This window comes from Archangium sp., assembly GCF_057119385.1.
Map to the genome: position 1 here is coordinate 203305 of NZ_DBNGVP010000001.1, position 12100 is coordinate 215404.

The following is a 12100-nucleotide window of genomic DNA, read 5'->3' on the forward strand; positions in this document are numbered from 1 at the left end:
GCGAAGAAACTGCGGGTCTTACGTCTTGTCGATCTCGATACCGAGGCACGTGGACGGGCATTCAGGACCATTGGGTTGGTTGACCTCGTACGAGACCGTCTCGTGCACCTTGAGAGGCTTTCTGCCGCGCTTGTCCGTGAGGGTCACGTCGTACACGTCTCCATTCCGAAGCTCCCCCGACGCCCAGGGGCTGTACGAGACATGGAGCTGGTACCCGCCACTCGCGGCCCGCCGGACCTCGGCATGGATCAGCGGAGTATGGAGGGTGTCTCGCTGGGCCGGATCGGGGAAGGTGACGCGGTTGCCGGAGTCCGGACCCGAGGGCTCCGCGAGTGTCGCGAGGCTGCTCGAGTAGCAGAGCGCGTTGCGGCACACGGTCACGGTGCTCGCTCGCAGTTGCTCGAAGTGCAGGTTGACGGGAACCTTCAGCCAGAATCCGGATTCGCAGCCGATCAGAGTGCAAATGCGGCCGGTGCCAGGACTCACAGGCATCGGAGCATGCGGGACGTGGGGGGCGGTGACGGAGGACGGGGCGGCTGCGACGGATGGAGGGGGGGCGGCGGATGGGGCGGGTTCTTTACTGCCGCATGCACCGGTGAAGAGCAGGGTCAACACCACGGGGAGCACGACGATACGGTGGGTCATGGCTGGTTTCCTCCCGCTGCGGGTATCGCTTCCTCGTACCACCAAAAAGGAGGGCTCCGCGTTCACTTCGCGCGCCTTCGGCGACAACATGACGCGCTGGGGCACGCCCTCCGTCCTCATCGAGACGGGACCCTGGGCGTCGCGGGCTCCGGACGCGCCGCTGGTCCAGCTCAACTTCGTCGCGCTCGCCACCGCGCTGGATGCACTGGCGAGCGGCAAGGCCGAGAAGGCGGAGGTGGCGCGCTACGAGTCCATCCCGGAGAACGACTCCTCGGGCCTCGTCTACCTCATGCTCAAGGGCGTGGGCTTGTTCGGCGCGGATGGAAAGCCCTTCACCGCGGACGTGGGCCTCTCCATCACCCGCGCGGTGCGCGACAACGGCCAGGGGCCTGCCATCGCCCTCGTGGGCAAGGTGGACGAGCTGGGCGATCTGCGCGTCCTGGGCGCGCTGGAGACGGTGGAGGGAAGCGGGCTGTTCGCCGTGCCGCTGTCCGCCTCGGCGAAGGTGGGGGACCCCCTCCAGCTGGCTCAGCCAAAGCAACACACCGTGCTGCCCGGCCAGCCCGCGGAGCTGATGCTGCTCGAGCCCCTGGAGAAGCCCTCCACCTACCGCGTCGAGCGCATCATCCGCTTCGAGCGCTGAGGCAGGTGGGGGCCGGGTGCCACGAGCGCGTCCTTACGGGTGCGTCTCGATGTAGATGTGCGAGCTGCACGGATGGTCGCCGGTGGCCACGTCCGTGAAGTCGATCGGGTTGCCGCCCGAGTCCTTCGGGAAGCCCGCCGCTCCAGCGGGCGCGCCCGAGTTGTACTGGATGGCGTTACCCGTGACCGTGTACGGCCCCGGGGCCGCGGTCAGGGTCAGGTTGCCGGCGCAGTAGGCGGGGGCACCCGGCGGGAACGTCACGGCGATCTGCAGGGGGGCATTCGGGGGGAGGTTGTACTGCGCGATGAACGTCGCGGTGGAGCGCACGTTCCCGTTGCTCGTCCACACCGCGCCGCCCGAGGACGTCTGCGAGAGGCCCACGGTCAGCCCGGGCTCGGGGCTCGTGACCGGCGGCGGGTTGTAGCAATCCAGGGGGATGTTCACGAACTCGACGATGGAGCAGGCCGGGTTGACCTTCTCGATGTCGGTGTTCCAGGTGCCCAACCCATCCGCGGGGTCGATGACGCCGCCCTGCCGCGCGGCCTGGATGCGGAACGTCGTGGCCGTGGTGGAGAACTGGGGGCTCGCGCTCTGCTCGACCCACAGGCCCGTGGAGGGGCTGAACCGCCACATGACGGTGCGGCAGGTCGCGTTGAGCACGCAGGCCGGCATGGTGCCCCCGAGCGAGGCGGGCACGGGCAGGCGCACGGTCATCGAGGTGCCAGCGGCCAGTCCGAGCGTGTTGCCCAGGCCGTCCACGGCCGACAGCGTCACCGCGCCCACGGTCTCGAGCGCCACCGTCTGGCCGAGCGCGTTGCGGGCGGTGAAGTCACCGGGCATCGTGTCCGGGCCGTGCGGCACGATGGAGAACAGCACGCCGCCCGAGGGCAGGGCGCCCGCCGCGGTGCGCAGGGTGTTCGCGAGCAGCTCCACGCGGATGCCGGAGGCCGGATCCTGGATGACGGTGTTGACGGTGGGGCTGACCTGCTGCGTGTAGGCCTTGCCGAGCACGTGCACCTGGCTGAGCTGGCCCGACATCTGGAGCTTGTTCACAGGCCCGTAGCCATCCTTGCGGATGTCGAGCACGTAGCCCGTCTTCGACTCCGTTACCGAGAGGGAGTACGCCCCGGTGCTGCTGGTGAGGCGGGTGATGCCATTCACCGTGACGCGGGCATTGGCGACGGGCCGGTTGAAGGCATCCAGGACCGTGCCCGAGAAGACCGCCGACAGCGCGGCGGAGCGGGTTTCGAGCTCCTCGGCGGGAAGGGGAGGAGTGCTGTTCTCGCCACAGGCGAGGCCAAACAGGACCGGGATCATCAGCAGTGAAGAGCGTCTCATCATCGGGTTCTCCGGGGGTGGATGAGACGCGGCGATTGCACGGTGCGTACCAGCGCGGGCGGAGCTGTCGTCGCTGTCTTCTCGGAGAGTGTGACCGCACCGCGGCTCCCCGTGCCTGTCGACAGTGGAGCAACAAGGAGGGCACGCGGGTGTGGCCTGGGGAGTTATGGAGCACGCCGCCGGTGGGCGATAGTAGGAGGCGCTACGTATGGACGATGAAGCGGCTCGGGTGTGCGGCTCAGGTGCGCAGGAAGCCGCTCGCGTCGGGGAGCCCGCTGCCCGAGGTGTCCACGCCCATCGCGGTCAGGATTCCCGAGAAGATGTCCGGCTCGTTCGTCGTCATCTTGCCGGGCTCGGGCGCTCCGGTGCGCGGGTCGAAGCCGTAGGTCAGCCCGGTGAGCGGGTCCATGCCTCCCAGCACCGTGTTGCCCTTGATCATCGGGGACATCATCAGGAAGCCGTTGTTGAGGTCATGCCCGGAGCTGAACTCCACGGCGTCGTTGGGCCGATTGCGCGTGCGGCCGAACTCGGTCGCCACGTAGATCAACGTGCGGTCCCACATGCTCTCGCCGCTCGTCTCATCGAAGGGCTCGGCCTTGAGCAGATCGACGAGCTTGTCCACCACGCCCAGCACCCGTGACCACATGAAGGCCTGGCCGGAGCGGTGCTCGGTGTGGCTGAAGTCGAAGGCGAGGGGAGGGCTGGCGATGAACTGCTCGCGCGTGCTGCCCACCGCCACGTTGAAGGACGGGCCCAGCGTCACCGTCACCGACACCCGGTACTTGAGCAGCAGGAAGGCCAGGGCCGCCTGGCTCTGCACGGGGTCCGTCAGGTAGTCCGGGAAGAGCGCGCGCAGCCGGTCCCCATCGGGCGAGCTGGACAGGCCGTACTCGGAGAGCGGCAGCGAGGGCGGCTGGTTGGGCAGCACGTTGAGGCGGTTGATGAGATCCCTCGCCTCGAGCGCGGGCTGGCCCACGATGCGCTGCTCGTTCCAGCGCTGGAGCGCCGGAGCATTCTCGAAGGTCTTCCCGAAGACGGACCGGGAGTCGAGCGTGTTGCGCGTGCGCCGGGCCAGCTCCACCACGTCGCGCGGGGGCGCGTCCTTGAGGCCCTTGCTGCCATCGAGCCCCAGCGGCCAGAGCGAGGCGTTGCTCACCACCTCGCCGTAGCAATACGAGGGCAGTGAGTGATCGGTGCCGCGCTCGGAGTAGCCGCCCATGGCCATGTTGACGTTGGGAATGGGGAAGCCCGCGCCGTACTGGAGGGCCACGCACTCCTGCAGCGTGCGGCCGCGCCAGGCGGCGTTGCCGGTGAGGCTGCGCTTCTGGGCGATGACGTGGTTCACCGAGGTGCCCACCGAGGTGGCCACCAGCATGGAGTCCTTGTGCTTGCGCACGAAGGGGAGCTGATCCGTGTTCACCGCCTGGGGGATGTTGCCCAGCCGCGGGCTGCTCACCTTCACGGCGCGGAACGGGGAGCCGTCCACGCCCTGCACCTGCTCGTCGGCGAAGGTGTTGAGCTTCGAGGCGTTGGCGCCGGCCTCCGAGGCGCGCACGGCCAGGAAGCTGTCGACGATGGAGGCGCCACCGGCGGCGCCGATCACGATGAGGAAGCGGGGCTTGCCATCGAGGCGATCGCGGCGAAGGCCGCCGAGCCGCTCGAGGGACTCGGGGGTGTGGAGCGAATCGCGGCAGCCCGTCAGCAGGGTGCCCATTGAGGAGCCCGCGGCGCACAGAGACAGCGCCTTCAACATCTCCCGGCGCGAGAGCCGGCCATTGTTGCGGAGTGACATGGCGTTTCCCTTTAGAAGAAGACGGACTCGGCGGAAGAGAGGACGGCGAAGCAGGCGGCCTTCATCCAGTCGCGGCCGGGCGTGGTGCTGCCCGTGGACTCGATGCCGGTGGCCAGTTGCACCCACGTGCCCACCTCGGCCTCCGTGGGATCTCTCAGCAGGGCGCGCTGGTAGAGCGCGGTGATGGCGTTCTTCACCGGCTCGCCCTCGCGGTTCGCCAGGCGGCCCTGGGCGTCCAGCTCGATGCCTCCGAAGATGACGGCCGTGGAGGGGGTGGTGAGGTCGAGCGTGACGCGCTGGCCACAGGCCGCCAGCGCCACGCGGTCCACGGCGATGGGGGTGGTGACGCCGGTGAAGGGCAGGGGCTCGTAGAAGCCCAGGCCGTAGGGCTCGACGCCGCCCAGGGCCACGGTGTGCACGGAGGTGGTGCAGGGGTACTGGCCCAGCTCGTTGCACACCTGCTCGACGGGGAGCGACAGTGCCGTCGCGAAGTCGAGCGCCAGCCGCTCCGGGCCCTTGAAGCGCAGGTTGTTGCGCGAGGAGCGCGTCACCTCCGGGGGAGTCCCGGAGTCGGCGGGAGGCGGCGTGCCGGCGTCGGGCACCGAGGGGGTGGGCGACGGGCAGGCGGTGAGGGTGCAGGCAGCGGACAGGAGCAACACGCGAAGAGTGTCAGGGCGCACCGTAGGCCTCCGTGCGGATCAGATCGTGAAGCATGCGCTGCACGCGGTAGCCATGCGTGCCCTTGAAGCGCTGCCAGGTGGAGACGAACTCGGCCTGCTCCTCGGGCTTGGGGGCGTGGCCGATGAGCAGCTTCCAGTAGTCGGTGACGGTGGCGATGGCGAAGGCGTCGCTGTTGGCGCCCACCTGCGCCCACTCCACGAGGTCCGCCACCGGCTTGCCGAGGAGGTAGCCGGACTCGGGGACCTGGGTGATGTCCGGCGCGACGTCACGGAAGTACGTCTCGAGGCGGCTGGGGACGTAGCGGGCCGAGGTGTTGCGGGCCGTGAGAGACAGGCCCTGGTAGTTGCGGAAGGGGTAGCTCAGGGGATCCAGCGTCGCGTGGCAGGCCGCGCAGGTGGGCGCCTTCACGCCCTTGGCGTCGTAGTCACGGGGCTCGCCGGCGATGCTGTAGAGGCCCTCCTGTTTGGCGATGTCGAGGCCGAGGTACGCGCGGTAGGCCTGGGACGCGGCGTTGCGCGGGAGCGCGGTGAACATCACGAAGTAGATGAGGCTCCACGAGGAGGTGATGTTGCCCGCGCGGTGCGCCTCGTCGACGAACTGCGTGGGCAGCGTCGGGACGACGGAGTAGCGGGTGGGGTTGATGTCGCGGCGCACGTAGTACTTCGCCGTCATCACCTCGCGCGCGTCGTGGTCGTCGAGCTGCGACCAGGCGAAGAGGTTGTAGTCGTCGTAGTAGTCCGCGAGGGGGATGGCGCCCTTGTCCTCGCCGGCCTTGAGCGAGCCGACCGGGCGGATCTTCGGGTGCGCGAGCTTCCACAATTGCCCGTTCTTGCCACGCCAGAACTCGGTGGTGGTGCACCGGTCGAGCTCTGCGTCGATCCGAGAGCGCTGCTCATCGGCGTTCAACGCGGCGAACTCCTTGAGCTGCGCATAGGTGGGGGACCGTCCGCAGAAGTCGAGCAGCACGCGCCGGTAGGCGAAGCGTGTGTCATAGCGGCACACGTCATACTGGGGATTGTGGGGGTCGGAGCCCGCCACGCAGCCACCCGTCTCCACGGGGACGCTGTTGGGGTCGGCCGGCTGGGTGCCGCGCTGGTGCTCCACGAGGTTGGACACGCCATCGCCGTCGGAGTCCTGCGACTCGACGGCCCTCAGCGCGGTGGGAAGTGCGTACGTGAAATCCGCGTCGGACAGCGGGCGCGGCGCACCGGGAGCCAGCTGGGCCTCGAGCGCGGTGCCGAAGGCGTTACGCTGCGGCGGCGCGACGTGGCAGTAGGTACAGGCCGGCTGCTGCCCGGTACACGCGGGCGCCGTGGGATAGGTGGCGCAGAAAACGTTGCCCGCGGGTGGTTTGGCCAAAGCCTCCCCCGACAGACACAGGGCGGCCCCCAGAATGAGTCGTCGAAGCACCTGACCTCCTTGTGATGGGATTACTCAAGACAGACAGGAATACCCGAAGAGCCTTGAACTGAAAAGTAGCGTTTTCAGTGTGCCCAGGTGCACACATGCTCACCGTACAGGCACACAGGCTGCGCCTTGGTTTTTGAGAAACCGGTCGCGCGGGCCCGCCGAGACACGGCCCTTCCAGCGTCCCGATATCTTTCGGAAGGGGGTGGAGCCGGGCTCGACACGGCCCCAGTCGAGCGAAGGTTCAGAAAACCCAGACAGGAAGACGGGCAGCGAACGGTCGCCACCCGTCTGGGTTTCACCCCGTCATGCCTTGATGTAGCGCTCGAACACGAAACCGAAATCCTTCACCCAGTACTTCTGCTGAGCGCCGGTGAGCCAGGCGAAGGCGGCCTGATTGAGCTCCTTGAAGGACTCGACGATGGGGGTGGATCCCGCCTGGCCGCGGCCGAGGGTGGTGGAGGCGACCTCGATGCTGGCCTTGGCATGGCCGAGCGCCACTTCGTTCTCGTGCATCAGCTCGGAGATGCGGATGAGGGCCTTGTAGAGGTCCTTGACCTGCTCGAGGTGCTTCTTGTGCACGTCGATGGAGTAGTCTTTGGCGCCCAGGCGGAACTTGATCTCCACGTCCATGTCGATGTTGCCAGCGGTCTCGAGCAGCACGTTGGAGATGGGGTGGGTGCTGTAGTTGTAGCGGCGCAGCATGCGCTTCTTGCTGGCGGCGCTGGTGCCGTCGAGGTGGATGAGTGCCTTGTTGGTGAAGCAGTACTCGTCCGACTTGGACTTGATGAGGAAGTAGATCTTCTCCTGGTCCTCGTGCATCACGTAGTCATCGGCGTCCACCTTGTCATAGTCGGCCGGGGCGATGACCGAGCCGATGTCACTGAGTCCGAGGGCGTCGGCGGCGATTTTTCCGAACATCTTCATCCTCCTGGGGAAGGTGCTGCGGTGAGGGGCCGTGACCATAGTCGAGGTCGCGTGTCGGATCCACGACATGCCGGGCACCGGTTGGAAGGGAAATTCCTCGCAGGGATGCAATGCATTGGGTTGGCGGATGCATGCCCATGGCCAGTCAGAAGCGGGAGAACCCCATCCCACTGGAGCGCCGATGCCGGAAGTGAGAGGGAAAGGCTGCCTCTCCGGGATGACCCGTGAGATCGGGCCCCGCCCCGCCTGTCCGCTCGCACGCTTCACGTTCCGGCAGAACGTTTGGGATGGGGCGCCGAGGTCGAGCCGGGACGCCCGCTCGAGGACTCGCAGCTCGGAGCGGTGTCCCGGCACACTCATGCAACCCGGTTGCCAGAGCGACGGGTCCGTGCTCTCGTCACCGTGCTCGCGGACGCCAGGAGGCGCCGGAGCGGAGACCTTCTCATGGAGAGCCAGCGCGAGTGGACTCTCGGCACGCATCGACTTCGCTTCGAGCCTCCTGACGTTCTGTGGGTGGAGTACCGGGAGAAGATCTCCCTGGAGGATGCGACGCGGGTGGTGGACGTCTACCGGGAGCTGAGCAGATCGGTGCGCTTCTTCCTGCTGGTGGACTTGAGTGGAATCCCCCTGGTGGACGCGGAGGTCCAGCGCTACTTCAGCGAGCACGCGGATCCCGCGTGGCTCCATGCCAACATCATCATCGGAGCCCGGCTCGGGAACAAGGCGGTGGCCCGGGGCATCTTCCTCGCGTCTCACCTGACCGGACGCTCGGAGGAGGCGCACTTGTCCAAGGTCCAGTTCGTCTCCACCCAGGCCGAGGCCTACGAACTCGTGGCCTGGCTGCGCGCACGGCCCGGCCATCAGGCGTCCTGACGGGCCGCGGGGGGATTGGGGCCCGGACCAGAATCCGTGCGTCCGCTACCATATCGGTGCGCGGTGTTCGCGCTGGAGCGTGCGGTGGATGGCCACGCATGGGCAGGATTTCATCTGCCCCACCATGATGCTGGCACTGGTGGAGGTCTGCGAGGACCGGGCCATGAGGACACGGGTGCAACCTGAAGCCCGTGGCACCCTCACCCTGTCCCTCTCCCGGAGGGCGAGGGGTTGTGACGCGGTGGGAAGGAGAGTGCCTCGGGTCAGGGGACTCGGGCGAAATGTGACCTGGGGACTCAGGCCGCGCGGCGGGCGGCAGCAGTCGGGCGGATGTCCCCGTGGTTCGGCGCGGGCAGGGTGATGGTCGGTGACAAGCCTGGCGCCACCAGAGAGCCCGTCAGCAGCGACGACGGGTGGAAGTTCACGAATGCCCCCTCCACTCGCGACGGGCCCGCGAACACCTTCTCCACCACCATCGACGTGTACTGCTCCAGCGAGCTCTCCCGGGTGTTGCCGTTGAGCACCACCTCCCAGCCCATCTGCTCGGCGAAGGCGCGCACTCCCGGAATCCTCGACTGCAGCGGCGTGTAGCTCTCCGACGCCACACCGTTCTCGCTCACCACGAACACTTCCTTGTCCGTGGCCACGGCCAGCGACATGTTCCCCATCGTGTGCCCCGGCGTCGACAGGATCGCCGCTCCCCGGCCCAGCCACGTGTCCCCGTCCAGCAGCACCACGCGCTCCTCCGGCACCCCGTCCGTCCCTCCCGGCACGTACCAGACCTTCTCCATCGGGTGCAGGTTCTTCACCGACTCCCACTCGGCCCGCTGCACCAGCAGCTTCGCCCTCGGGAAGTACGCCGGCTCCCCATCCCCGCCCAGCCACCGCCGCACGTCCTGCACGTGCAGGTGATCGAACGCGATGTAGTCCACGTCCTCCGGCTTCAACCCCAGCGCCGTCAGGTGGCTCTGCACCGTCCCGTACCGCCGCGTCATCACCTTGTCCGAGACGAAGTCGCCGTACTTCTCGCGCAGCGACTTGAAGAAGGGCGCCTCCTGGCCGCGCTCGTAGTCGCTCGGGTTGAAGAGCAGGGTGCGCGTCGCCCCGTCCTCCAGGTACTGCACCACCTGCATCCGGTTCGTCATCATCACGTAGGGCGCCGGAGACAGCGCCCCTCCGCTGAAGGCGAACAGCGACGGGTAGGGGAACGTCACCAGGTCGCACGTGGCCACCGCCGCCACCGGGCCTCCGGCCGTGAAGGCGTCTCGCGCCTCCTGCGCTGCCCGGCGGAGCTTCTGCAGGCGCACGCCGGACACCGGCTCGGCACGGGCCTCGTTGAGGAAGGGGAGGGGACGGAAGGGCGTGTTCATGGGTTCACCGTGAGCTCGAAGACGGTCTTCACTGACTGATGGCGCGCGCGGGCCAGGTTGGCCTCGATGGCCTCCTGGTAACGCGCGAGCGGAAAGGTATGTGTCACCAGCATGCTCGGGTCCGGGCCTTCCCGGCGGGCGAGCAACTCCAGCACCGCGTCGAAGGTGTGCTGGCGAACGCCCCGGAAGCTCTCCAGCCCGTACACGTAGGAGCCGAGCAGCGTCAGCTCGTTGCGCCACACCGTCGTCCAGTCCACCCGCTCGAGAATCCCCGCCGCCCCCACCAGCACCACCTTCCCCAGCGAGCGCGTGTAGCGCAGCGCGTCCTGCACCGAGCCCGCGCTGCCGATGCAGTCGAATGTCACCTCGTAGCCGCCCGTGAGCGCCGGCGGGCCCAGGATGGGGCGGTACACCTTCGCCCCCGTGCGCCGCGCCACCTCCTCGGCCTCGGCGGTGTCGTCCCGCATCACCCGGAAGGCCTCGTCCGCTCCGAGCTGCTTCGCCAGCCGCAGCTGGTACTCCTCGGCCGCCAGCAGCGTCACGTGGCAGCGCGAGCCCAGCGCTCGAATCGCCCACAGGCACGCGAAGGCCACCGGCCCGCCGCCAATCACCAGCACCTTGTCCTCGTCCCGCAGCGGCACCTTCAGCACCGCGTGCAGGCTCACCGCCAGCGGCTCCACCAGCACGCCCGCCTTGTCGCCCACCCCCTCCGGCAGCGGGTGCAGCTGCGAGGGGTGCGCCACCATCTCCGTCCCCATGCCCCCGGGCAGGTCCTTCTGGTAGCCCAGCATCTGCCCCGCCGCCAGGCAGCCCTCGGCCGTGTGCTCGCAGCCGTTCTCCTGCCCGGCCGCGCACGCCTTGCACGGCGGCTGGATGCCCCGCAGGCGGCAGGGCAGCAGCGGATTCACCGCCACCTTCTGCCCCACCTCCACGCCGCGCGCCTCGGGCCCCAGCTCCGTCACCTCGGCGAGCACCTCGTGCCCCAGCACCGCGGGGAAGCTATTGAAGGGCTCCATCTGGGGGCTCATCTTGAAGAAGATCGTCCCCATGTCCGAGCCGCACAGCCCCGTCAGCAGGGGCCGCAGCCGCACCCAATCCGGTCCGGGCAGGGTGGGGGAGGCCAGCTCCCGCAGGGAGAGGCAGCTCCCGCGTCCGTAGTGCAGCTTCGGGTACATGCCTCCCACCCCCTTGGCGAGGACGTACCGGGGGATGGAGAGGTCGAAAACGAGTCCCTTCACGGGGCAAGCTCCCTGGGCAGGCGGGCTGACGGCGGGGGGCATCGAGTCTAGCCCCACGAGAGGAGCCGCGACACCGGGGCCGTTCTGGTAGGGTGACGGCAGAGGAACGAGGGGTATGGCGAAGGCGAAGCGGAAATCCGACGACACACTCTCCGAGGAGGCGCTCAACGACGAGGTCCGCGTCGAGGCCTCCCTGCGTCCGCGCTCGTTCGACGAGTACGTGGGCCAGAGCGCTGTCGTCGAGAAGCTCAAGGTGTACGTCCAGGCGGCCAAGTCCCGCGGCGAGGCGCTCGATCACTGCCTCTTCTCCGGGCCTCCGGGTCTGGGCAAGACGTCGCTGGCCTACATCATGGCCAACGAGCTGGGCGTGGGCATCCATGTCACCAGTGGCCCCGCGCTCGAGCGCAAGGGCGACCTGGCCGGCCTGCTCACCAACCTCAACGAGCGCGACATCCTCTTCATCGACGAGGTCCACCGCCTCAACGCCGCCATCGAGGAGTACCTCTACCCGGCCATGGAGGACTTCCGGCTGGACATCACCATCGACACCGGGCCCGCCGCCCGGGCGATGAAGATCGATCTGCCGCCCTTCACCCTCATCGGCGCCACCACCCGCACGGGCCTGCTCACCTCGCCGCTGCGCGACCGTTTCCAGATCCAGGAGCGGCTCGAGTACTACGAGCCCAAGCACCTGGAACTCATCCTCAACCGCTCGGCGCGCATCCTCGGGGTGAAGTTGGACCGCGATGGTTCCCGGGAGATCGCCACCCGCGCCCGCGGCACGCCCCGCATCGCCAACCGGCTGCTGCGCCGCCTGCGCGACTTCGCCCAGGTCGAGGGCGATGGCAGCATCACCCAGGAGCTGGCCTCCACGGCGCTCACCCGCCTGGGCGTGGACGCCTCCGGCCTGGACGCGATGGACCGCAAAATCCTCCTCACCATCCTCGAGAAGTTCGGCGGGGGCCCGGTGGGCGTGGAGACCATCGCCGCCGCCGTGGGCGAGCAGCGCGATACCATCGAGGACGTGTACGAGCCCTTCCTCCTCCAGGAAGGCTTCCTCCAGCGCACGCCGCGGGGCCGCACGGCCACGCACCATGCGTACAGCTATTTCAACAAGAAGGCGCCCACTTCTGGTGGGCAGGGGTCCCTCTGGTGAGCACCACCGCCACCGCCGTCCCGGCTCCTT

At 68.4% G+C, this 12100-nt stretch carries 11 protein-coding genes; 3 read left to right on the forward strand and 8 right to left on the reverse strand.

The window, feature by feature from the left end:
* Positions 1-18: 18 nt before the first annotated feature.
* On the reverse strand, positions 19-492 hold the full coding sequence (locus AC16DP_RS00910) for a hypothetical protein (RefSeq protein ID WP_329727711.1): 474 nt from the start codon (positions 490-492) through the stop codon (positions 19-21).
* 151 nt (positions 493-643) lie between these two features.
* On the opposite strand from AC16DP_RS00910, the gene AC16DP_RS00915 reads away from it, so the two are divergent.
* On the forward strand, positions 644-1288 hold the full coding sequence (locus AC16DP_RS00915; protein WP_329727712.1) for a hypothetical protein: 645 nt from the start codon (positions 644-646) through the stop codon (positions 1286-1288).
* Positions 1289-1321: 33 nt separating this feature from the next.
* On the opposite strand, the gene AC16DP_RS00920 is transcribed toward AC16DP_RS00915, so the two are convergent.
* The 5 genes from AC16DP_RS00920 to AC16DP_RS00940 all read right to left on the reverse strand — a co-directional run bounded on the left by AC16DP_RS00920 (position 1322) and on the right by AC16DP_RS00940 (position 7427).
* Entirely contained in the window at positions 1322-2629 is a 1308-nt protein-coding gene (locus tag AC16DP_RS00920) for a carboxypeptidase-like regulatory domain-containing protein (RefSeq protein WP_329727713.1), read from the reverse strand.
* A 235-nt stretch (positions 2630-2864) separates the two neighbouring features.
* Entirely contained in the window at positions 2865-4418 is a 1554-nt protein-coding gene (locus tag AC16DP_RS00925) for a DUF1501 domain-containing protein (RefSeq protein ID WP_329727714.1), read from the reverse strand.
* 11 nt (positions 4419-4429) lie between these two features.
* The gene (locus AC16DP_RS00930) at positions 4430-5098 is read right to left on the reverse strand and encodes a hypothetical protein (RefSeq protein ID WP_329727715.1); all 669 of its coding nucleotides are present in this window, start codon (positions 5096-5098) and stop codon (positions 4430-4432) included.
* Positions 5088-6509 carry a hypothetical protein gene (locus AC16DP_RS00935; RefSeq protein ID WP_329727716.1) on the reverse strand — a complete coding sequence of 474 codons (1422 nt, stop codon included), beginning with the start codon at positions 6507-6509 and terminating at the stop codon, positions 5088-5090. Before AC16DP_RS00935 ends, AC16DP_RS00930 begins: the two co-directional genes overlap by 11 nt.
* A gap of 303 nt (positions 6510-6812) precedes the next feature.
* The gene (locus AC16DP_RS00940; protein WP_329727717.1) at positions 6813-7427 is read right to left on the reverse strand and encodes a PH domain-containing protein; all 615 of its coding nucleotides are present in this window, start codon (positions 7425-7427) and stop codon (positions 6813-6815) included.
* A 450-nt stretch (positions 7428-7877) separates the two neighbouring features.
* Here AC16DP_RS00940 and AC16DP_RS00945 point away from each other — a divergent pair, with 450 nt between their 5' ends.
* Positions 7878-8306, forward strand: a complete 429-nt coding sequence (locus tag AC16DP_RS00945) for a hypothetical protein (RefSeq protein WP_329727718.1) — start codon at positions 7878-7880, stop codon at positions 8304-8306.
* Between the two features lie 296 nt (positions 8307-8602).
* Here the strand turns inward: AC16DP_RS00945 and AC16DP_RS00950 are convergent, their stop codons facing one another.
* Complete coding sequence (locus AC16DP_RS00950; protein WP_329727719.1) at positions 8603-9676, reverse strand: MBL fold metallo-hydrolase; 1074 nt, start codon at positions 9674-9676, stop codon at positions 8603-8605.
* Positions 9673-10914: a zinc-dependent alcohol dehydrogenase gene (locus AC16DP_RS00955; protein ID WP_329727720.1), complete on the reverse strand. Its 1242-nt coding sequence runs from the start codon at positions 10912-10914 to the stop codon at positions 9673-9675. Before AC16DP_RS00955 ends, AC16DP_RS00950 begins: the two co-directional genes overlap by 4 nt.
* Positions 10915-11029: 115 nt before the next feature.
* Between AC16DP_RS00955 and ruvB the strand changes: the two genes are divergently transcribed.
* Positions 11030-12070 carry a Holliday junction branch migration DNA helicase RuvB gene (gene ruvB / locus AC16DP_RS00960; RefSeq protein WP_047856636.1) on the forward strand — a complete coding sequence of 347 codons (1041 nt, stop codon included), beginning with the start codon at positions 11030-11032 and terminating at the stop codon, positions 12068-12070.
* The last annotated feature ends 30 nt before the right edge of the window (positions 12071-12100 follow it).

Bases quoted from the DNA above. Each gene is read 5' to 3' on its own strand.
- AC16DP_RS00940 (WP_329727717.1), bottom strand. From the start codon at position 7,427: ATGTTCGGAAAAATCGCCGCCGACGCCCTCGGACTCAGTGACATCGGC.
- AC16DP_RS00945 (WP_329727718.1), top strand. From the start codon at position 7,878: ATGGAGAGCCAGCGCGAGTGGACTCTCGGCACGCATCGACTTCGCTTC.
- AC16DP_RS00910 (WP_329727711.1), bottom strand. From the start codon at position 492: ATGCCTGTGAGTCCTGGCACCGGCCGCATTTGCACTCTGATCGGCTGC.
- AC16DP_RS00920 (WP_329727713.1), bottom strand. From the start codon at position 2,629: ATGATGAGACGCTCTTCACTGCTGATGATCCCGGTCCTGTTTGGCCTC.
- AC16DP_RS00915 (WP_329727712.1), top strand. From the start codon at position 644: ATGGCTGGTTTCCTCCCGCTGCGGGTATCGCTTCCTCGTACCACCAAA.
- ruvB (WP_047856636.1), top strand. From the start codon at position 11,030: ATGGCGAAGGCGAAGCGGAAATCCGACGACACACTCTCCGAGGAGGCG.
- AC16DP_RS00925 (WP_329727714.1), bottom strand. From the start codon at position 4,418: ATGTCACTCCGCAACAATGGCCGGCTCTCGCGCCGGGAGATGTTGAAG.
- AC16DP_RS00950 (WP_329727719.1), bottom strand. From the start codon at position 9,676: ATGAACACGCCCTTCCGTCCCCTCCCCTTCCTCAACGAGGCCCGTGCC.